At 36.7% G+C, this 22,791-nt stretch carries 17 protein-coding genes; 12 read left to right on the top strand and 5 right to left on the bottom strand.

The genetic code is table 11. The annotated features are described in order from the left end of the window. Nucleotides 1-134 precede the first annotated feature (134 nt). Entirely contained in the window at nucleotides 135-911 is a 777-nt protein-coding gene (locus VMW81_08595) for a class I SAM-dependent methyltransferase (protein ID HUU51004.1), read from the top strand. Nucleotides 912-985: 74 nt separating this feature from the next. Here VMW81_08595 and VMW81_08590 read toward each other — a convergent pair whose 3' ends face one another. Both VMW81_08590 and VMW81_08585 read right to left on the bottom strand, forming a co-directional pair. Further along, nucleotides 986-1,384, bottom strand: a complete 399-nt coding sequence (locus tag VMW81_08590) for a biopolymer transporter ExbD (GenBank protein HUU51003.1) — start codon at nucleotides 1,382-1,384, stop codon at nucleotides 986-988. Between the two features lie 19 nt (nucleotides 1,385-1,403). Continuing rightward, complete coding sequence (locus VMW81_08585) at nucleotides 1,404-2,141, bottom strand: MotA/TolQ/ExbB proton channel family protein (protein HUU51002.1); 738 nt, start codon at nucleotides 2,139-2,141, stop codon at nucleotides 1,404-1,406. A 322-nt stretch (nucleotides 2,142-2,463) separates the two neighbouring features. Between VMW81_08585 and VMW81_08580 the strand changes: the two genes are divergently transcribed. The 3 genes from VMW81_08580 to VMW81_08570 all read left to right on the top strand — a co-directional run bounded on the left by VMW81_08580 (nucleotide 2,464) and on the right by VMW81_08570 (nucleotide 7,212). Continuing rightward, nucleotides 2,464-4,569, top strand: a complete 2,106-nt coding sequence (locus tag VMW81_08580) for a VCBS repeat-containing protein (GenBank protein HUU51001.1) — start codon at nucleotides 2,464-2,466, stop codon at nucleotides 4,567-4,569. A gap of 254 nt (nucleotides 4,570-4,823) precedes the next feature. Further along, the gene (locus VMW81_08575) at nucleotides 4,824-6,233 is read left to right on the top strand and encodes an alginate export family protein (GenBank protein ID HUU51000.1); all 1,410 of its coding nucleotides are present in this window, start codon (nucleotides 4,824-4,826) and stop codon (nucleotides 6,231-6,233) included. 130 nt (nucleotides 6,234-6,363) lie between these two features. After that, nucleotides 6,364-7,212, top strand: a complete 849-nt coding sequence (locus VMW81_08570; protein HUU50999.1) for a hypothetical protein — start codon at nucleotides 6,364-6,366, stop codon at nucleotides 7,210-7,212. Nucleotides 7,213-7,271: 59 nt separating this feature from the next. Here the strand turns inward: VMW81_08570 and VMW81_08565 are convergent, their stop codons facing one another. Beyond that, nucleotides 7,272-8,990, bottom strand: a complete 1,719-nt coding sequence (locus VMW81_08565; protein ID HUU50998.1) for a tetratricopeptide repeat protein — start codon at nucleotides 8,988-8,990, stop codon at nucleotides 7,272-7,274. A gap of 590 nt (nucleotides 8,991-9,580) precedes the next feature. Here VMW81_08565 and VMW81_08560 point away from each other — a divergent pair. From VMW81_08560 to VMW81_08535, 6 genes are all read left to right on the top strand, one after another. Beyond that, nucleotides 9,581-10,795 carry a class I SAM-dependent methyltransferase gene (locus VMW81_08560; GenBank protein HUU50997.1) on the top strand — a complete coding sequence of 405 codons (1,215 nt, stop codon included), beginning with the start codon at nucleotides 9,581-9,583 and terminating at the stop codon, nucleotides 10,793-10,795. Between the two features lie 18 nt (nucleotides 10,796-10,813). Continuing rightward, nucleotides 10,814-11,281: a dTDP-4-dehydrorhamnose 3,5-epimerase family protein gene (locus tag VMW81_08555; protein ID HUU50996.1), complete on the top strand. Its 468-nt coding sequence runs from the start codon at nucleotides 10,814-10,816 to the stop codon at nucleotides 11,279-11,281. Between the two features lie 2 nt (nucleotides 11,282-11,283). Further along, complete coding sequence (locus tag VMW81_08550) at nucleotides 11,284-12,288, top strand: NAD-dependent epimerase/dehydratase family protein (GenBank protein HUU50995.1); 1,005 nt, start codon at nucleotides 11,284-11,286, stop codon at nucleotides 12,286-12,288. Next, the gene (locus tag VMW81_08545) at nucleotides 12,285-13,262 is read left to right on the top strand and encodes an NAD-dependent epimerase/dehydratase family protein (protein HUU50994.1); all 978 of its coding nucleotides are present in this window, start codon (nucleotides 12,285-12,287) and stop codon (nucleotides 13,260-13,262) included. Before VMW81_08550 ends, VMW81_08545 begins: the two co-directional genes overlap by 4 nt. 1 nt (nucleotide 13,263) lies before the next feature. Beyond that, the gene (locus VMW81_08540; protein HUU50993.1) at nucleotides 13,264-14,217 is read left to right on the top strand and encodes an SDR family oxidoreductase; all 954 of its coding nucleotides are present in this window, start codon (nucleotides 13,264-13,266) and stop codon (nucleotides 14,215-14,217) included. A 73-nt stretch (nucleotides 14,218-14,290) separates the two neighbouring features. After that, a complete protein-coding gene (locus VMW81_08535; protein HUU50992.1) occupies nucleotides 14,291-15,409 on the top strand; it encodes a DegT/DnrJ/EryC1/StrS family aminotransferase in 1,119 nt (372 codons plus the stop codon). Nucleotides 15,410-15,510: 101 nt separating this feature from the next. Here VMW81_08535 and VMW81_08530 read toward each other — a convergent pair whose 3' ends face one another. Together VMW81_08530 and VMW81_08525 are read right to left on the bottom strand one after the other, a co-directional pair. Then, entirely contained in the window at nucleotides 15,511-16,881 is a 1,371-nt protein-coding gene (locus tag VMW81_08530) for an FAD-dependent oxidoreductase (GenBank protein HUU50991.1), read from the bottom strand. A gap of 180 nt (nucleotides 16,882-17,061) precedes the next feature. After that, nucleotides 17,062-18,867, bottom strand: coding sequence for a tetratricopeptide repeat protein (locus VMW81_08525; GenBank protein ID HUU50990.1), 1,806 nt, complete (start codon nucleotides 18,865-18,867; stop codon nucleotides 17,062-17,064). A gap of 278 nt (nucleotides 18,868-19,145) precedes the next feature. On the opposite strand from VMW81_08525, the gene pyk reads away from it, so the two are divergent. Further along, the gene (pyk, locus tag VMW81_08520; GenBank protein HUU50989.1) at nucleotides 19,146-20,579 is read left to right on the top strand and encodes a pyruvate kinase; all 1,434 of its coding nucleotides are present in this window, start codon (nucleotides 19,146-19,148) and stop codon (nucleotides 20,577-20,579) included. Nucleotides 20,580-20,737: 158 nt separating this feature from the next. After that, a complete protein-coding gene (locus VMW81_08515; GenBank protein ID HUU50988.1) occupies nucleotides 20,738-22,696 on the top strand; it encodes a tetratricopeptide repeat protein in 1,959 nt (652 codons plus the stop codon). Nucleotides 22,697-22,791 lie beyond the last annotated feature (95 nt).

The raw sequence follows: 22,791 nt of genomic DNA, 5'->3' as shown, positions 1-22,791 counted from the left end.
TAAATTTTCATGAAATATAAGTTGAAACAATTCACTAAAATATTAGCTTTTTATTATCTTATACAATAACTCAAAAGTGATTAAAAATGTTGAATTATAATCTGTAGAAAATGAATTAATCGTAAAGGCATGAAATGATAAAAAAATTATATCTTAATGAAGAATTTATTTTATCTTTATATAAAAAATATAAGTGGAATCTATATGGACACTGGAAATATTATAGAAAACATAAAAAAAAATATGGTCGGCAACAAGATATTGCTGATTGTGAGATATGTTACATGTTAATCAGAGAGACAAAACCAAGGGTTGTTGTAGAAATATCCTGTGGCAAAGGTCATAGTACTCAATCTATATTGAAAGCTCTTTATGATAATAGGGTTGGTCATCTTCACAGCTTTGAAATTAATCCCCGACATTTGGAGGTTGCCAAACAAAATGCAATTGATTTAGGATTTGAAGATCTATTCTCTTTTTATTTGGGAGATGTAAAGGTTACCTTCCCAAAAATTATTGAACAAATTGGCACGATAGATTATCTATTGATTGATAGTGATCATTCAGAAGATTTTGGTTATTGGTGGAAAAATAATGTCTTAAAATATGTGAAAAAAAATGGCTTAGTTTCTGTTCATGATATCAGATGGTATAATAACAGTCCCTACCACCCTACTTATGGTGAGTTCAAAGCAGTAAAAGAAATTATGAAGAATCAAGACTTAACTAGCTATTTTTCATCTCCAAAGTCATTAGCTTTAACATGGAAAAAACCAATTGATGTAGAACCACCACCAAGAATTGGACAGTATTCAACTCTCTCTAAGAAGATAAAACGTTCATATTGGTTTTTTAAACCAAAGCAGCCTGAAACATTTTATTTTACGTATAAGGGATGGCAAGATTTCTAAAACGATTATAAAGAATTTTTAGCGGGTCTTTGAACTTAAAAGTGCTCATTCTCCTAATCTAACTGAGCTCTCTTTTATTTCACCGCAACCCCGATATCTCTTATCTTTGCATCCTTTACTATCCCCATTACTTTAATAACATTCCCATAGGGGAGTCTTTTGTCTGCCTTTATGATTACAGAGACATGGGTTGCTTTTTTAGAGGATTCTTTTAATTCTGATTCGAGGGCATTTAGGGTTACCTCTTTGCTATTGAGATATATTTTTTTATCGACAGCCATTTCGATAACAAAGCTCTTGACCTTTTCAATAACATCTGCGGCCTTGGATTCGGGAAGCTTTATATCAAGTCTCCTTGTGAAATCGATAAAGGCCGTTGAAACCATAAAGAATATTAAAAGGAGAAAGATAACATCGATGAGAGGAGTTAACTGTAATCCGTAATCCTCTTCTGCTTCTTTTTTGAAAATCATAATTTTCCCTTACCGCTTTTTATTGTTCCTTTTGTTCCTTTTCAGGTTGGTAGACCAGTTCTTCCAAAAGCTTTAATGATATATCTTCCATTTCAAATACGAATTTATCAACCCTTCCTCTGAAATAGTGGTAGGCTGCGAGTGTAGGTATCCCTATCATGAGGCCAGCTGCTGTTGTTATCAATGCCTCAGATATACCGCTGGCAACAAGCCCTGGGTTTCCTGTTCCACTTTGAGAGATAACGTTAAAGGCCTTGATCATTCCTAAAACGGTTCCGAGAAGACCCAGCATCGGTGCCAGATTGGCGATAGCACCCAATATCCTCAGGTTTGATACGAGAAGAGAGGTTTCATGCTGTCCAGCCGCTTCAATTGCCCTCTCAATTTCTCTAAAGCCATGACCAAACCTTAAGAGACCAGCCCTGAGGATCTTTGAAATCGATATATCATATTTTTGACACGTTGAAATGGCTTTATTTGTTTCATGCCTGTACCAGTACTTCTGGATATTTTCTAAAAATTCGGGATGGACGATCCTCTTTTTTCTCAGATAAAAAAGGCGCTCCAGACATATAGCCAGAGAGAGTACAGAACAGAAAAAGATAGGATACATGGTGATACCCCCCCTCTTAAAGAGGGATATGATAACCCATTGAGAATCTTTTGATGCGCTTTCAATTTCTTGGGCATAGGAGAGAGTTAGGGTTAGGCCAAAAAGGATAATTGTCCAAAAAAATACTCTTATCGCATTTTTCATTTTTTTGCTCCTTAAGCTTCGATGGGAAAAAGATAATCCAGATAAAAAAATTCCCAATCTGTATGAGATTAGGTTTTCAATTATAAAGAGAGAAATGATTTTATGTCAAGGGAAATATAGATATATATCAAATTTCTATATATGATTTTAAAATTTTAATTTTGAAAAAAAGATGAATAAAAACCAATCAATAAAATCACTTCAGGCATAAAAACAGGCGTAAAAACAGGCATGAAAAAGAGAGGTCAAAAAAACTTGACTATATATTTTAATTAAAATATTATAGTAATTTAAAGTATCCTTAAAATACAGAGGTTTTTTGATGTCCAGGCCAGTTTCAAGATATCATAAATTTTCATTTTTTCTGATCGCTTTACTTGCGGTGGTCTTTATCACAGGATGTTCTGCTACCAAAAAGAAGTTAAATAAGATTTCGGGAAGTGATCCTATTCCTGAGGATATGAAAAAGCCGGTTTCTGTGCCCATCACTTCTGAACCGAAAGCACAACTCAATCCAAGCCCTGTCTACGCAGGCTCATCTAGCCTTCTTGTCAAGAAAGACCCTCGTTCTAACACGGTTCTCGACTATTCTGAGGCTTTAAGGAAACTAGCAAAAAAGTTTGCTTCTACCTTTCCTCAGGTTGAGGGCTATATCGTTTCTGTAAAAGGAAGAGAGCTTTTCTTGGATCTGAAGTATGGCGATAACATAGCTGATGGGAACATCATGGCGGTCTTTAGGGAAGGGGAAGAATTCAGACATCCATTGTCAGGAGAGGTTTTGGGAAGATTTGAGGAGGAGATCGGAAAAATAGAGATAACAAGGATTGCAGAAAAGTATTCTAATGCAAGGGTGGTTTCAGAGCTAAAGGGTAAAAAAATCCAGAGGGGTGATAAGGTGAGAATAACCGCTACGAGGATAGAGATAGCCGTTCTTCCCTTCATCAATAAATCAAAGCAAGATCTGGACACAGATACTATAACAGAAGAGATGGTAAACGCATTAAAAGAGACAAAAAGATTTGAGATTTATGACAAGGATAAATTCCAAGTCGCCCTATTAGAAAATAATATTGATATCAAAAATTTTCTCCCATCGAGGGATCTTGTCAGGATAAAGCAGATTGTAAACTCAGATTTTCTCCTCGTCAATATCACAAGAGATTTGAAAGGGAAGCAGGTGGTCGATTCAGAGATTTTTTCCCTGAAGGATCATTCGAGCATCTTTGCTACAAATGCTATTGTGAAAGAGCTTCCCACAAGAATGGCGTCTATGGGGATGCCCCCTGCAACCTATCAACCTCGTTTTTCTACGGGTCAAACCACTGGCCAGATGAGTTCGCCAGTCAATCCCCAGTTCGTCTTTCAAAGTCAAGCTGGGAAGTATATTTTCCAGCAGGAGGGTCTGTGGAAGAGCCGTCTCTTTCAAACGGAGATAAGGAATATTGCTATTGGAGATGTCAACGGAGATGGTCTTAAAGAGGTGGTAATAATTTTTAGAAACAGGCTTGAGGTATACCAGGCACAGGGTTCAAAGCTGCAGAGAATCTACTCCTATACTGAGAAAAGAACCGATGGTTTTATTTCCCTGGATGTGGCCGATATCAACAAGAATGGGGTTGAAGAGATTTATATCTCAAACATCAACGGGGAGTTTATCAAATCTTTTGTGATAGAAAATAAGGGGAATAGTTATAAAAAGATTGCCAAAGACCTTCCTTTCTTTTTGAGGGTTCTTAAGCCATACCGCAAAGAGCCCTTTCTAATAGGCCAACCCATGGGTCAAGGATCCCTTTTCTCAAAATATATGTATCACTACACCTGGAACGGAAACAAGCTCAAAAGGGGTAATGAATTAGGAATTCCATTAACTGTCACAAGGACCGTTTACGGCTTTGTTCTTGATGATATTAACAGGGATGGACAAGAGGATATTTTGATGATTGATAATGATGATCACCTTCGTCTCTATTCCCGGAAGGGGGATTTGAAATGGTTGAGCAGGGAGTATTACGGCGGATATTCACTCTCTTTTGAGGATAAAGGGAGCAGGAGTTGGGATATATCTAAACCTACTGACCCTATTGGCTTAGAAAACATGGTTTCTATCAAGGGTCGTATCCTTATCTATGATACAGATAGAGATGGCCTGGGAGAGGTCATCATCCAGAGAAATATACCGACAACATACAAGGCTTTGGCAGGTTTGAGCGGATATAATGATTCCCAGATGGTCAATATGATATGGGATACTGCCGGGCTTATCGAGGTTTGGAGAGCTAAGAACGCCAATGGAGCCATCAATGATTTTGCCATTGGAGATATTGATAATGACGGCAAGGATGAACTGGTATCTGTTCTCGCCTTTCAAAGGGGGACATTAGACCTTAAGGAGAAGGAGAGCATGATTATTGTATACGACATGAATTGAGAAATTAAAAAATTTTATGTCAGGCGAAAAAAACCCTTGACAGCTTAGATTTTTTTTGTTAATGTTCACCCAATTTAAATAAACCTTCTTAAATCATATAATTAATAAAAATTACAGACTACGGTTTTTCGATAGGGTCACTGGAAATATAATTATGTCTTAATCAGAAAGGAGGTGAGGGGTTTATTTAGCAGTATTTTTACTTACTGGTTTTGGATAGTTATTTCAAAAATTCTGAAGGAGGAGGTTAAAGTATGAGGAAGTTTCTTGTTGTATTTGCAGCACTGACCTTGATTCTTGCCTTCACTGCAGTTGATTCCATGGCCAAGGCGAAAGTCAGCTTTAAGGGTGATATCCGCTTTAGAGGCTGGTCAATTGATAACCTTGACAGGGACGACATGGGCAATGACTCCCAGCAGGTCATGGACATGAGGGGAAGGTTCAAGATGACAGCAAAGGCGAGCGATGATCTGCAGGGTGTGTTCTATTTTGAAATCGGTGATTCATATATGGGTGAGATGGAGACTGCAACAGTCGCTTACGGCAGTTCGCAGGGGTTTCGTAATGATAACGATGCCACAATGGTAGAAGTAAAGCAGATGTACATTGACTTCAAGCTCCCGTGGAACAAGGCCTTCAACTTCCAGATGGGTGCTGTACCTGCCTATGACCTTCCGAAAGGCATAGTCATGGGAATGGACGCTGCTGGTATCAAGGGAAAGTATGAATTCAAAAATGGGAAGCTCATCGCTTACTTCTACAAGGATAAAGAAAATGTAACTCAAGCAGCAGACAGAGACGTGATGGGTGGTATTCTTTTCTATAACATTACCAAGGATATCAGGATAGGCGGCCATGTCACCTATACGAACGACAGGGCTAATCTACATGATACCCTGACCGATAATCCTGGGTCACTGGATCATATATACTGGTATGGACTCACCGCAAATGGCAAGATCCCAACCCAAGTGCCTCTCAAGTTCACGGCTGACCTGATCATTATGGACGGTGAGAGAGATTATGACGTCGGAGCAACAACATCAGGTACAAATACTCTGGTAACCGACTGGGAAGGTTATGCAGTTGATGTAACCGTTGGCGGTGATATTGGCCCTATATATCTCGAGGCTTTCTACCAGTATGCATCAGGAGACAATAATCCTAATGACGAGAAAGAAAAGCTCTGGAGAAATATCGAGACAGGAAAAGAAGACTTCAGAAGAATGATGATTGTCAGCGGATACAAAGGCTTTGATAGCGGCAGTCTCTCGGATTCTAACGGTGATTTCCTGGCTGCCGGTTATAACGGTGTCAGCATGATAGGTGCCAAGGCTGTTTACAAGCCGACCTCCAAGCTTAAGCTGACAGGCATGTTTGCCAATGTTATGGCAGCCGAAGATTCCGACAAATACGGCTCTGTCTATTATTCAACCAGTAAATTCGACAGAGATGTATACAAACGCGGCAACAAGGATATCGGTAACGAGCTTGACCTGATTGTTGACTACAAGGTCTATAAGGAGCTGAGCTTAAGGGGTGTAGCCGCCTACATGTTTTCCGGCGACTACTTCAAGGAGACAGCAGATACCGCTAGTAATACTGGTGCTTTAAGCCCTGATGATGTATGGTTCTTAGGCTATAACTTTACCTACAAGTTCTAGTCTCACTGTTTGAAGATTGGAAGGCCCATAAGATTTTTCTTATGGGCCTTTTTTTTCTTGTTTTTTTTAATTATAATCCTATATTTATATCGAATATATTATGCAATTGAAAGGGTATGTGAGAGATCATATGAAAGGGAAGACGGGACTTATCATTCTTTTTATCTTTTTTTTGGAAGTGATTCCATTGAGGGTTCTTTGTGCCGATGAGATTGTAAGGATAGCTAATCTGGACAATTTTGCCATGCAAAAGCACCAAACCTCGCAGCGTACCTACTCAAAAACATTGGAGATAGCTTTAGAAAGCGGGGTTGTAGAGAATACCATATTCGGTATAGGATGGGGTAATAAAAGGCAGATTGATAGTTTTTCACTGTCAGATAAGGTTATTTCGGAGCCTGGAGAAATAGCTTATGGATTGGGATATTTGGGGGAGAAAACGAGGATAAGGAAGGTTGACTATCCTTATGAAAGCAGGGGATGGACGGATATCCATCTTTTTGATTTGAATGGTTCAAGGGAGGTTTTGCTTGAGATTAAGGGGGGGATTGGAGAGCCCGTTCATCAGCAGGTCGGTAATATCGGTATCAAGAGGCCTGATGGGGTTATCGAGGATATTCCTGTAAAAAGGAAGGGGGCATTGGACAGGGGAAGAGGCCCTGTTCTGGTCCTGTCAGATGACTATTTCTACTATCGGAAGGATATTGGGGATATAAAAAAGCTTTTGGATAAAGAGCTTGAATGGAAGCATGGTTTTCAGATACTGATTATCAGAAAGATTGTTGAAGAGGCACCGGGTGAAGATGACAGGTTTACGATTCAAGCTACCTCAAGCGATTATAACAACTATAACGATACAGTATTAATAAGGATTTCATTTGATAAAGGGAGTTTTTCCAATAAAAATACCCCCACCATTTTCTTTGGCTGGAAGTCAGTAGATGAGATTGATGAAGGGGGGGACGGCGAGGAGGATTGATGAGCCCCTTAATGTTTTTTACTGCTGCATAGCGATAAGGTGAAAAGAGGAGGGGAGCTTTAAAATTTTTTCTTTAGGCTCAGGGTTTTTCTTAAGTTATTCTCTGCATCTTTGAAGCCTGGGTTGATTTCCAGTGCTTTCTGGAAATGGTAGATTGCTTCTTCAAGCTTTCCTTGTTGTCCCAGAGTAACACCAAGGTTGTTATGGGCTTTTGCATAGTAGGGCTTTGTTCTCAGCGCTTCTCGAAAATGGTAAATCGCTTCTTCAAGCCTTCCTTGTTGCCCGAGAACAATTCCTATGTTGTTATGAGCATTCGCAAAGTCTGGATTAATCTCTAGTGCTTTTTGAAAGTGGTAAATCGCTTCATTAAACTTTTTCTGTTGACTTAATAGCCTTCCAATTTTGTTGTGTACCTCTGAGAGGCCGGTTTCCCCTTTCAGTGCTTCTCGGAGATGGTAAACGGCCTCTTCGTGGTTTCCCAGTATACCCAGAGCAGTTCCAAGATTGTAGTGGGCATCTGAAAAATCGGGTTTTCCCTTCAGTGCTTCTCTAAATTGGTAAATGGCCTCTTCGAGTTTCCCCTCCCTAGCGAGCGCCGTTCCTAGGTTGTTGTGGGCTATGTTATTGCGAGTAGTGACCTTAAGAGCATGCTCAAAAAGGGTAATGCTATTTTTCCAGTTGATTGTCTGATACCATGTAAAAATCATCAATAACAAAAGAATTATTCCTAAAGATACGGAAAGAACAATTCTTTGATAGCGCCATCTTTTTAAGATATCAGGGACCCCCCATGCAATCATAATAAAAAGACCAATGAGAGACACGTATGTGTACCGATCAGCCATGGACTGGGAACCTATCTGAACTAGACCAATCACAGGAACAAGGGTTCCCAGATACCAAAGCCACCCTACGGGAAGATAGGGAAGACTCCTAGCATGACGGATTACAAGAAAAGATATGCAGACCAGTAACAAGAGGGATCCCATGACTTGCCATATAGGGAATATCTCTGGGTATGGATAGAAGACCGCTAGATTTAGAGACCAGATCATCTTTCCTATATAACTTACATAAGAAACAAAAGTATTAGCAATTCTGGTCTTAATAGGGAAGATTTCTAATGAACTTACAGATTTTCCGTGCTTCTCAGCAAAAAAGGTCACAATGCTTGATAAAGCTGTAAGGGCAAATAGAGGAACCTTCTCCCATATCAGATGAAGAGGGACTTTGAAATTTTTAGCTTTTGATTTAAACTCAAAACGAGATAAGGGCCAATAGTCCAGAAGAAGAAGTAAAAAGGGAAGGGTAACCAGCATAGGCTTGGACAGAAGACCAAAAACAAAAAAGAAGAATACAAAGAGATATCTTCTTAAAACCGGCTTTTCTACATAAAAGACATACGCCAATATCGTTAGCATAAAGAAAAAGGTGGAAAGAACGTCCTTTCTCTCTGCTATCCAGGCCACTGACTCCACATGCAAGGGATGCAGAGCAAAAAGAGCGGCAACAAAACCGCTCTTCCAAATTTCACCTGTCATCCTCCTGAGAATAAAAAACAATAAGAGGGTGTTGGCTATGTGAAAGAGGAGACTCATGAGATGATGATAACCTGGATTCAAACCAAAAAGAGAAATATCCAGCATGTGAGAGAGCCATGTCAAGGGATGCCAGTTGCCAGAATGTGCAATCGTAAAAGCCCAGATAATCCCTTCAACAGTGAGTCCACCCTGAACATGACGGTTTTTTGTGATGTATACATCATCATCATAGCTCACAAAGTCATAACTCTTTACTTGAGAGAAAACGACAAGAATAGCTAAAACAAGAAACAAACAAACTACAGTATCACGATATATGTTGAATTTTTTATTCATTATATGAAGTATAGGATCGTTCTCCAAAAAAGGAGTTACGATAATCAAGATTTTTTGAAACTGACAATCTAAAACTAACAGCTATCTCTCATAATATTTATTTTAAAATAAATAAAAAATACTCATATTAACCAGAGACTTAAAATATTATATTTAAAGTAAATTATTAAGATATTTTTTAGTTCTTCAAATGTAAGCTAATAGTTCTATGTCTTTGATAATCTTATTAAATAAAGTTTAACATATGAACATTAAACTTCAAAGAAATTTTCTTTAGTGCTATCTTAGACTTTCATAGGTTCAAAATACACTAAATTTTCTATAACAGTATTTCTTTATAAAATATTTTTAAATAATATTTAGAAAAACGTGCCCTAAAACTATACTTAGATTTCTAATGAAAAAACGGCATTTAAAGCTTAAATTTTAACTTTTGACTTAAAACCTTCCCTATGCTATAAGCTCTTTAGGTTGAAACCAAGGAGAGTTGAATGAGCAGGTGCAAGGTATGCGGTTATAAGACTGAATCAATCATATCTTTTGGGAAAATGCCCATCGCGAATGGTTTTATAACCAGCGTCTCTGATGAAGAATTTACTTATGAATTAAAAATAGATATTTGCACAACCTGCTTTATGGTTCAGTTAGGAGAAACTGTGAGGCCAGATATGATGTTTAACGAAAACTACCATTTCATTTCATCTACTTCTATCGCGATGGAAATACATTTTGAAGAAATAGCAAACGAAATTGCAACCATGATTTCATCAAACGAATCGCCTTTTGTCGTGGAGCTTGGATGCAACGACGGTATAATGCTAAGGCATATTTTAGCCAAGAAAATTCGGCACCTTGGAGTGGAGCCTTCTAAAAATGTTGCTCTACTGGCCAGAGAAAAAGGCATTGAGGTTTTGGAGAAATTTTTTAATAGCGATATTGCCAGAGAGATTGTCAAAGAATATGGTCAGGCGGATGTGATATGCGGCTCGAATGTTATGTGTCATATTGAAGACATCAATTCTGTTTTTGATGGAATTAATATTTTATTAAAAAATAAGGGAATATTCTTCTTTGAAGATCCTTATCTTCTTGATGTTATTAAGAAAACCTCCTTTGATCAGATATATGATGAGCATATTTATTATTTTTTTGGCTTGTCAGTTTCAGAATTAGCAAAGAGACATCGTATGCAGTTAGTTGATATGGTTCATCAGGATGTTCACGGCGGTTCTATGAGATATTATCTTAAAAAAGGTAACCAAAAGATTGTGTCGGATAGAATCAAAGAGTATCTGTCCGATGAGAAAAGATTTAAACTCTATGAACCGGATGGTTATTTAAACTTTAGAGACAATGTAAATCATATCTGCAAAGATTTAAAAAATACTCTTTTAAAGCTAAAGAGGGCTGGTAATCGCATTGCAGGATACGGAGCGACTTCTAAAAGCACTACATTGCTCAACTACGCTGGAATTGGTCCAGATATAATTGATTATATTTCTGATATTACACCTACAAAGATCAACAAATATACTCCAGGAATGCATATTCCTGTGAAGTCCCATGAATTTTTTATAAATGATAATCCGCCTTATACCCTCCTTTTAGCATGGAATCATGAAAAAGAAATTCTTAATAAAGAGGGAAATTATCGAAAAAGGGAAGGGAAATTTATTACCTACTTTCCTGAGCTATCAATAAAATAATACCTTAAGGAGGAAAAATTGTCTGTAAAAATTGAAGGGGTAGAAATTAAGGAGTTAATACTTCACAAAGATGAGAGGGGTTTTTTTTCCGAGATTATTCGCCATTCTGAAGGTTTTTTTCAGGAGAGCTTTGCTCAGTTGAGCTATTCCATGGTATATACTAGTGTTACCAAAGCCTGGCATCTTCACAAGAAACAGACAGACTGGATGTGTGTAGTGGTTGGTGATTTGAAACTGGTTTTGTATGATACAAGAGAAGATTCACCAACGTATAAGGCAAAGATAGAGATTTTAATGGGAGAAACACAAGGTCTTAAGGTTGTTAAGGTTCCACCTGGAGTGGCTCACGGATATAAAGTTATTAACGGTCCTATGTATATTTTATATGTAACAAACAGAGAATACGATCCTGAGGACGAGTTGAGAATACCTCATGACGATCCAGAAATTGATTATGATTGGAAATCAAATCCCCCCATAAAATAACGATGTCAGAAAAATTCAGCCATTTAAAATATTATAAAGATAAAACGATACTGATTACCGGTGGATTTGGATATATTGGCTCTTCGGTTGTCAGTGTTTTAAACAAGATATCATGTAATATTATTATTGTGACTAAAGAAAATCGTAAAGCAGTTAATTTTTCTAAGGGGGCTGCTCAAATTTCTGTAGTTAAAGCTGATATCAGAAAGAAAGATATTTGGAAGAACCTTTTAAGTGGTGTTGATGTTCTTTTTCATTTTGCAGCTCAAACAAGTTCAAGCGTGGCTAACGATAATCCATCTCTGGATGTAGAAGTTAATTTACTGCCTGTTGTGAATATTATAGAGACATGTATAAAAAATGATCTCTCTCCTCACATTATTTTTTCTGGAACAGTAACCCAAGTGGGTTTTACAAGTATCTACCCTGTTAATGAAAGTTTCAAAGACGTTCCTATTACGATTTATGATATTAATAAGCTTGCCGCAGAAAAATATCTTCAATTTTATAGTAATCAATTGGGAAATCATGCTGTGACATTACGACTCTCTAATGTGTACGGTCCAGGTCCCAGAAGCAGTAGCGCTGATCGCGGTATTTTAAACATAATGATTCGAAAGGCACTTCAAGGTGAGCCTTTGACAATCTATGGCGATGGAAATTTTATAAGAGATTATATTTTTATTGATGATGTCGCAGAGGCATTTTTATTAGCTGGAGTAAAAATTGATGCTTTAAGAGGGAATTATTATGTAATCGGCAGTGGTATAGGTTCAACAATTAAAGATGCAGTAAATATTATTAAAGATAAGGTTATGAAAAAAACAAAAAGAAATGTTGAGGTTGCGTTCATTTCTCCACCAGAAGATATTTCACAGATTGAATACCGAAATTTTGTAGCTGATACTAACCGTTTCAGCTCGCTTACTGGCTGGAAGGCAAAAATCTCTTTGGGAGAGGGGATTGATAGGACTATAAACTATTTTCTTAAGGAGTCTAAAGTATGAATATTTTAATATTGGGAGGAGCTGGATTCTTAGGAATTAATTTGATCAGACGGTTACTACAGGAAGATCAATATAATATTACTGTTGTTGATTCCCTCGACCCTCGATTAAAAAGCACCCTCGATAATTTAGATGAGTTCATGATGTCCATAACATTTATTAAAGGCGATATGCGAGATAGTGACTTGATGAAAGAGGTGGTGAGAGATAAAGGTGTGATTTTTAACTGCGCTGCTCAAACATCTCATTCTCTATCTCTTACAGATCCTTTTTTTGATACTGAAATTAACTGTTTAGGCAACTTGACATTATTGGAAGCTATCAGGAAATATAACAAGAATGCTTTAGTCATCTATGCTTCTAGTAGCACAGTAATTGGGAAAGCCGTTGGAGAGGTAGTGAGTGAAGCCCATGGCGAGTTTCCTTTGGATATCTATTCTGCAAATAAAGGCGTCGCAGAAAAGTATCATTATATATACAATCGTGTTTATGACCTGAAAACTCTGGTTCTTAGATTTGCAAATCTTTATGGGCCTTATGGTAAAGGTTATCCCGAGTTTGGCTTTATAAACTATTTTATTTCTCTCGCGCAGGATGGTAAAAAAATTACTATCTATGGGGACGGCAAGCAAACGCGAAATGTTATGTATGTTGAAGACGCTGTAGATTTGCTCTATCAGTGCATTTTTCATAAAGAGATTTTTGGGGATGTTTATTTTGCGGTCCATAGAGAGCACTACTCTGTTCGAGAGATCGCAGAAGAAATTATATCAGTTTTTGGCCGAGGAAAAGTTGTGAGAATAGATTGGCCAGACATAAAAAAGCGTGTTGAGATTGATAGCGTGATCATTGGCGGAGCAAAACTCTTTTATGAAATACAATGGGAACCAAAATATACCTTGAGAGAAGGATTAATTGAAACAAAAAAAGTTATCGAGGCAAAAGAATTGAGAAGCAAAAAAAAGGATAAATAACATGAATATCTGTATTACAGGAGCCCTTGGCCATATCGGTTCAAAGCTGATTCGTAATTTATCTATTTCGTCTGTCGACAAGGTTTATCTCATCGATAACTTTTTTACCCAGAGATATTCCTCGTTATTTAATCTCCCATCAGGAATAAATTATTGTTTTTATGAAATGGACATTCTATCAGATGAGATAGAACCAATAATCAAAGATTCCAGTTTTGTAATTCACCTCGCTGCTATAACGGGTGCTGAATCAAGCTTTCAATATGCCGACTTAATTGATAAAGTCAACAAAAAAGGGGTTGATCATATTGCTCAACTCTGTGCAAAATATAAACGTTCCTTAATGTTCTTTTCTACAACAAGTGTGTATGGTTCTCAAGATGATAGAATTGATGAAAATTGTAAAGAATCGGACTTAAATCCTCAAAGCCCTTATGCAGAGTCAAAGCTTTACGGCGAGAAATTTTTACAGTCATTAGTTAAAGAAAAAGGATTTCCTTTTATTATACTTAGACTCGGGACGATTTTTGGATATTCTATTGGAATGAGATTTCATACTGCTGTAAATAAATTTATATGGCAGGCCTCTTCCGGAAAGGATATTACTGTCTGGAAAACTGCATTGAATCAAATGAGGCCCTATTGTGGTTTAAATGACTGCATCAAAGCTATTAATTATATCATCAATAACAAAATTTTTGACTGCCAAATATACAATATTGTGACTACGAATTTAACCGTTAAAGACATTCTCGATGCAATAAAACTCTATATCCCAGATATTAAGATAAAATTTGTTGATTCCCCAATTATGAATCAGCTCTCTTATCATGTTTCTAATAAAAAATCTTTAGAACGAGGGTTTACGTATTGCAATAGTTTTAATGAAGGCATAAAAGAAACAATAGAGAAATTACAGAATATAAATTTTTCTATTATTAAAAATAATATGTAGTATGAAGGAGTCAGAAAGAAAGAATGTTTGTTGCTAAATAATATTTAATTTTTTTAAGAGGCGTTTTTAAAAGATGAAAGTTGATTTTCTTGATCTCAGCTCGTCTTATTTAGAAATAAAAGAGGAGATAGAGGACGCCGTTAAAAAAGTTTTAGAAAGTGGTTGGTATATTCTTGGGGAAAACGTTGAGTTATTTGAAAAAGAATTTGCATCGTATTGTGGGAGTAAATACTGTGTATCTGTAGGGAGCGGCCTCTCCGCGTTAGAGCTGACATTAAAAGCTTATCAAATTGGAACAGAAGATGAGGTTATTGTTCCTGCCAATACATATATAGCGACTGTTCTTGCTGTCAGTAACGTAGGAGCAACTCCCGTATTTGTAGAGCCGGATGAGAAAACCTATAACATAGACCCAGCTAGCATAGAAGCTGTAATAACAGAAAAAACAAAGGCTGTCATCGCAGTCCATCTTTACGGCCAGACAGCAGATATAAAAAGAATCAAACCAATTTGTGAGAGATATAACCTAAAGCTAATTGAGGATGCTGCTCAAGCACATGGGGCTGAACATTTTGGTAAAAAAGCCGGGGCTCTTGGTCACGCAGCAGGTTTTAGCTTTTATCCGAGCAAGAACCTCGGTGCTCACGGTGATGGAGGAGCTGTGACTACGAATGATAGATCTGTTGCTGAATATATCCGTGTTGCCAGGAATTATGGTTCAGAGAAGAAATACTATAATACAATAAAAGGCGTAAATAGTCGGTTAGATGAAATTCAGGCCTCGATTTTACGAATAAAATTAAGATACTTAGATCAGTGGAATGCCAAAAGGAATGAGATCGCTCATTACTACACGGAGCATTTAAATCCTGATAAAAGTAAAAATTTTATTGTGCCCGAATGTCTGAAAGAGAATAAACACATATGGCATCTTTTTGTTGTAAGAACAGGCAAGAGGGAAAAATTGATTTCATATCTTAACAAGCATAATATCGGTCATCTTATCCATTACCCTATTCCGCCTTATAAACAAGATGCTTATAAAGAATCTAAACATCTAAGTAAAAAATTTCCCTTAACAAACAAATTATCAGATGAAGTTATAAGCCTTCCCATAGGGCCTCACCTAACAAAGGGACAGGTAGAATACGTATGTGAAGTGACAAAAGATTTTATTCAGAATGAATTATGATCTAAAGTATTCCTTCAGAATGAATTTTATTATAATTACCTGAAAAGATACTTTAGCTTCTTAGTACTGTAATCTCAGATAGGATCAGAAAGTGAAAACTGCTAAATTAAATTTTTCTGCAGATCATCAGCAAACTTGAAAGCCCTTTTCATACAAATGTCTGCATCCATGTAGATAAATTCACCAGTTCGTCCAAGTGTTGCCAGACGTTCATGTTGCTGTATGCAGGAAAGCAATCGGTCTAAATGCACTTTATAATCTTTACGATATACCGGATAAGCATAAGGAGTCTTTACCAGAAAGAGTTTCTTGACATCTCCAGGTCCAAGAAAGCCGTCCTCTGATAAGCTTCCAATGCACATATCAAATAGCTCCTCTTTGCTTGCAGTCCATGCTGCCCCTTCTTTTAGGGTTGGAATTTCAACGGCAATAATATTATCAGTGGGTGGACTGGTATGTGGACTAAATTTGTTCATCTCTGTAATTCGATTATAAGGACGATTCAGTACATATATATAGTTACAATCCAAAATATCCTGTTTTTCTGTAATCATTCCTAATACAATCAATGCTCTATAATCGAGCTTCTCAGCTGATAGGAGAACTTCAGATCCAGGGGAGGGATTTAGCATCTTAATTAGGAGGTGGAGAGGAATCGTCGAAACGACATAAGAACCCTCTGTTTCTTTCTGCTGACCATTTTGCTTATAGTAAACACACGCTTTGTTAGAAAGCTCAGAAATTTCAGTTACTTGGCAATCTAAATGGATATTACCGCCATTTTTGGTAATTTCTTTTGCGATTCTTTCAGCAATTTCCCCAAATCCTGTTTTAGGGTAGTAAGTGGGCAACATCTCGCGCTCGATCAGTGAAGATCCATCCTTGGTAAAGCGTCGGTGCAATAGGAGGCGGCAAGTATTAGCAAAACTCATTCGCGTATGCGTTGGAATAGAATGAGAAGATAGTTCCCTACAGGATACTTTCCAGAACTGTTCAGTATATGGTTTAAAGAAAGTTTGATAAAGATGTTCTCCGAAGTTTGCAATTGCCCAATCTTCTACTGTTTCCTCTTCTTTTTCAGAAGGATTGTGTTTTCGTGGAATAATCTTGTTTTTCAGAAAACTCAAACCTGACCGTAAACCGGAAGTAATACCCATTTGAAAGAGAACATTAACAGATGTTAGTGGGTAATCAAGATATTTACCATTATAGTAGAATTTTACCTCTCTGGGCTTGGGTTCTAATTTCCTATCAAATAGATTGAAAACTGTATCCAAGATTTCTTCATTTTCAGAAAAAAAGGAATGGGGTCCGAAATCGAGACAGTATCCATCTTCACGAACTGTACCTGCAAGACCTCCTACAAATGGGTTTGATTCAAGAACATCAACTTGAATGCCATGAGTCATCAGTTTCCAAGCTAAGCTTAGTCCTGAAATACCAGCTCCTAAAATTACAACATGGGGTTTCATAACAAAACCACTCTTATTCAAAAATCAAAAAATTTACTTTTTCAACAAATTATTAGAAAATTGGAAGAAAAATATATTATTAAATTAAAAAGGTCAAGCAAAACATAGGAAGTATAATAGAAAAATTCGCTTATATATTACAAGATTTTTCTTAATTATTCTCGATAAGTGAGTTTCTATTCATCGAGAATCCTCTATCGTTGACATAATACTTTCCAGGTTTTTACGTGCTTCCATATCTTCAGGATTAATCTTTAACGCTTCTCGAAAATGAAAAATAGCTTCTTTAAGCTTCCCCTGTCGAGCCAAAAAAACCCCTAGATTGTTATGTGTCGTTCCATTATCAGGGTTTATTCTTACCATTTCTTTAAGATGGAAAATGGCCTCATCTATCTTTCCTTGATTGATTAAAGCAACTGCTAAATTTTTATGTGTTGTCTCATTATCAGGATTTATTCTTACCGCTTCTTTAAAATGGAAAATGGCCTCCCCTAACCTCCCTTGATGCGCCATAGCAGTCCCCATGTTTATCTGTGCATACTCATTATCAGGATTTATTTTTATCGCTTCTTTAAAATGAAAAATTGCTTCTTCAAGTTTTCCCTGTTGGGCTAGAGCAAAACCTAAGTTATTATGCGTATCTGTATCATCAGGCTTTATCCGCAATGCCTCATGATAATGAGTAATAGCTTCGTTAAGCTTTCCACGCCTTGCCTGAACGACCCCTAAGTTATTGTGCGCTAGGTAGTTATTAGAAGTTACATTGAGCGCATGTTCAAAAAGAGTAATGCTGTTCTTCCAGTAGCCTACCTGAATCCATGTAAGTACCATAAGGATTGAAAGGATTCCCCCTGCTGATAGGGAAAGAAAAATCCTCTGATATTGCCATTTCTTCAAAACATCAGGAATACCAAAGGCAATCATGATAAAAATACCGATAAGGGATATATACGTGTATCGGTCAGCCATGATCAAACCGATAACAGGAACAAGCGTCCCAACATACCAGAACCATCCCACAAAAAGATAAGGGAGCTTTTTTATCTTCCGCATCACGAAAACAGTTATAAAAAGCAAAAAAAGGAGAGCTAAAAAGGCATTCAACAAAGGTAAATTATTGCCAGGATGAGGATAAAAGACAGCCAGGTTAAATGGCCAGATCATCTTTCCAATATAGCTCAGATAGGAAATAAGGGCATTTTCAATCCTTATATTCAATAGAAATAATTCTAGAGATTTTACAGCCCCACCATGCTGCCGAGCAAAGAAGGTCACAATGCTCGATAAAAAGGATAGAGCAAATAAGGGAATCTTCTCCCATATCAGATGAAGAGGTATCTTAGCTTTTGATTTATCTTTGTTAGACTCAAAGCGAGATAAGGGCCAATAGTCCAGAAGAAGAAGTAAAAAGGGAAGGGTAACCAGCATAGGCTTGGACAGAAGCCCAAAAACAAAAAAGAAGAATACAAAGAGATATCTTCTGAAAACCGGCTTTTCTACATAAAAGACATACGCCAAGAGAGTAAGCATAAAGAAAAAGGTGGAAAGAACGTCCTTTCTCTCTGCTATCCAGGCCACTGAGTCCACATGCAAGGGATGCAGAGCAAAGAGAGCGGCAACAAAACCGCTCTTCCATACCTCTCCTGTCATCCTCCTGAGAATAAAAAATAATAAGAGGGTGTTGGCTATATGAAAGAGGAGATTCATGAGATGATGATAACCTGGATTCAAACCAAAAAGAGAAATATCCAGCATGTGAGAGAGCCATGTTAAGGGATGCCAGTTGGTAGCATATGTAGTCGTAAAAGCCCAGATAATCCCTTCAACAGTGAGTCCACCCTGAACATGACGGTTTTCAGTAATATATCTATTGTCATCATAGTTAACAAAGTCGTGGTTCTTTATCTGCCAGAAGACCAAGAGGGTAGCAAATATAAGAAACAAACAAACTATAGTATTACGAGATATTTTAAATTTTTTATCCAATATTTTGAAATAATCTTGAGGGTGTTGTATTCAAATAAAATTTATAGGTTTTTTAAATTGTGGTAATGTTTAGATTAATTAGATTAAATAGAGCTTATCATATAGATATTAAACTTCCAAGGAATTTTCACTAAACTCTCGATAGAAATGTAAAAGACATTATTAAAAATTCTTTAATTTTCCCATAATTATTGAGTAAAAACTCGACTTTTTTTAATCAAGATATTATAATTTTTCGTATTTTTTAAAATGTCTATATTCAAAATAAGGAGAAAATTATGAGCAATAGAAGGACAAAGATTGTTTGCACGATTGGTCCGGCTACTCGTTCCAAACAGAAAATAAAAGATATTATTAAAGCTGGAATGAATATGGCAAGAATCAATCTTTCCCACGGAAAAATGGAAGAGCATGACAGGAATATAGATATAATAAGAAAGGTTTCCAAAGAATTAAATGTGCCTGTGCCCATACTCCTTGACCTTCAAGGACCAAAAATCAGGGTAGGAGACTTAGAGGGTGGTTATGTTTTATTAAAGAGGGGGAAGGGGCTTATTATTACAACAAGGAATATTGGTAAGGGTCATGACCAGATTGTCTCAACTGGATATAAAAATCTCCACAAGGATGTAAAGCCAGGAGACACTATTCTCTTGGATGATGGAATTATGAAGTTAAAGGTTAAAAAAATAAAAGGAAGGGACGTAGTCTGTCAGGTTATAGACGGGGGTGTCCTTAAGCCCCATAAAGGCATAAATCTGCCCGGAGTTGATATCAGTGCCTCCTCAATGACAAAAAAAGATTTCGAAGACCTAAATTTTGGAATTGAAAAGGGTGTAGATTATATCGGTGTTTCTTTTGTCAGGAGGGCTAAGGACATAAAGGAAGTAAAAAGGGTTATGTCAAAGAAGGGCAAGTATGTGCCGATAATTGCTAAGCTGGAAAAACCCGAGGTTCGGGATGATATAGATGAAATCTTAAAAGAGGTCGATGGTGTTATGGTTGCAAGGGGGGATTTGGGTGTAGAGATGTCTCTTGAAATGGTTCCTATTGCGCAAAAAGGTATTATTCAAAAGGCCAATAGGGCTAGGGTGCCTGTAATCGTTGCTACCCAGATGCTCGAATCGATGACCAATTCTCCAAGGCCTACTAGGGCAGAAGTATCTGATGTCGCGAATGCCATATTTGATGACACTGACGCTGTTATGCTCTCAGGAGAAACAGCTGTGGGTAAGTATCCAGTTGAGACGGTGAAGATGATGTCCTCAATTGCTACTGTAACTGAGAAAAACGCCAGCCAAAGTTTTATATTTCGAAGAAGAACAGAAGATAGGGGAGTCTTGACCCAGCCCGATGCCGTATGTAATGCCGCATTTGTTGCAGCGCATGAGATAAAAGCAAAGGCAATCGTTACCTTTACGCAGTCAGGTTATACAGCCCTCTTAATGTCAAAGTATAGACCCAACATACCCATAATAGCTTATACCCCTCATGAAGAGACAAGAAGGAAGATAAATCTCTATTGGGGTATATTGCCAAAGATTATGCGACCTATAGAAGGTACAGATGAATTGATTATGGAATTAGAAAAATCTCTTATATCCGATAGGATTGCAAAAAGGGGTGATTCTTTGGTCATCTTGCTCGGTTGGCCCTTGTATGTAAAGGGAACGACAAATCTAATGAAGATACATACGATAGAAAAACGATAAAAATTAATATATTGGCAATGCCAAGAGAGAATACTATTTATAATGATAAAATATATGATAATTTACATTAAGTAAAATTATTTAAGTATTTAAAATATAGATATAATCTTTAATTAAAATTTGTAACGTATAGCATCATACCAGAATAGATATAAAATATGTTAGTCAAAAAGATAATTAGGGTCGAGTTCTGGGTTATCATTTTTATTATTTTTATTTCCTTAGCTGTCTATTATAACTCATTAGAAAACTCCTTTGTTTACGATGATCAAGGATTGATTGTCTATAATAAATGGATAAAAAGCCTCAAAAATATAAAATATCTTTTTTTAAAAGAATACCTTTTCAAATTTAATGAGTTTAGCTATAGACCTTTTGTTACCCTTACTTATTTTCTGGATTATTCCATATGGAAATTAAATCCTTTTGGTTATCATCTTGTTAATATCATTCTTCATACCCTCAATGTAATATTCATTTATCTCTTTTCATACAGGTTTTTATTTAAGAGGATCCTTCCATCTGTGATTGCCTCTCTCATCTTTGCGGTTCACCCTATTCTTACAGAAGCAGTCAATTCTATAAATTACAGAGAGGATCTATTAGCCCTCTTCTTTTTCATCCCCTCCTTAATGCTCTATATAGTTGTTTCCAGGAGATATTTCGAAGAAGAGGGTAAGGAGAGGGGATTAAGATATATATTTTACTATTCCCTTGGATTATTATTGTATCTTTTCTCTCTTCTCAGCAAAGAGATGGCCTTGACCCTTCCTTTTATACTCATCCTATACGATTTTACATTTAGAGGTTTTAAGGACTTTAAAATTAAAGAGATAATAAAAAATTATTCAGGGTATATATTAATCACAATCTTTTATCTCTTCCTAAGATTTTATTATTTCAAAAACCCAGAAGCTCTGGTTCATTATACTGGAGGGAGTTTCTGGATAGATTTATTCACATTGCCGAGAATCGTATTATCTTATATTAAGCTAGTCGTCTTTCCTCTTTATCTGAATGCGGATCATATAGTTATACCATCAAAATCTCTCTTTGAATTACCCGTGATTATCACTACATGCATATTGATCCTTTTCTTCCTTCTGATCTGGAAGAGTTACAGATTTTCTCAAAGTATATTCTTTTCATCTTGCTGGTTTTTTATAACATTACTACCCGTATTAAGTCTCGTTCCCATTGCAAACCCTTTAGCTGAGAGATATCTTTATATTCCTTTTGTAGGGTTTTCATTGGTTATGGGAATATTTTTTACAGCTCTTTTTGATAGAAATCTCGAAAAGAGAGTAAAAAAGATATACCAAGGCTTTATTATTTCATCTGTGGTTCTGCTTCTCATTTTCTATTCCACCATAACCATAAAGAGAAATTCGGTATGGAAGAACGATTTTACCCTCTGGTCAAAAACTGCTCATGATTCTCCTATAAGTTTCAGGGCCCGTTATAACCTTGGCCTCGAGTATGAAAAAAAGGGGTTATTAGACGAGGCTGAAAAAGAATATAGAATAACATTGATGATAAATCCCAAACACTATAAGGCCCATAAACACATTGGCATAATCTATTTGAAGAAAAATATGCTGGATGTTGCTGAGTTTGAATTCGAGGAAGCATTGAGAATAAAGCCGGACTACGCCGATGCCTATTTTTATTTAGCCAAAGTATTAGGGAAAAGGGGGTTGATTGATGATGCCATGAGTACATATCAAAGGGCATTAGAGGTCGACCCTGAATATTACGAAGCAAAGGTGAATCTCGGCATTTTGTATATCAAAAAGGGATTTATTGATAAAGGAATAGATGAATTTAAAAAAGCGCTGGACATACAGCCAGATTCAGTAGAGGCGAGGGCCAATCTTGGGAGCGCCCTTTATCAAAAGCAGAGGTTTAAAGAGGCTGTATCTCAATATGAAAAAGCATTGGAGCTTAATAATAATCTGATAGAGATTCATTATATCCTAGCAGATATCTATATTTATAAACTTAATAATAAAAAAAGGGGCCTCAATCATCTTATGGAGATTTTAAAGAGAGAAAAGGATGGGAAGATAGTGGTAGAAATAAAGAAGAAGATTCAGGAGTTAGAGATTAATCATTAAGCTTATATTGGCTATTTATGGTTTTTGGGGTTCAAATAAAACTGAAGAAGGGGATAAAAAGGAGATTCCCCTATACTCCCTTCTTTTTAATTAAT

The organism is Nitrospinota bacterium, from assembly GCA_035528715.1.
GTDB lineage: Bacteria > JADFOP01 > JADFOP01 > DATKYB01 > DATKYB01 > DATKYB01.
Note: the sequence above shows the minus strand (reverse complement) of the source record. Positions and strands in the feature narration are given on the sequence as shown.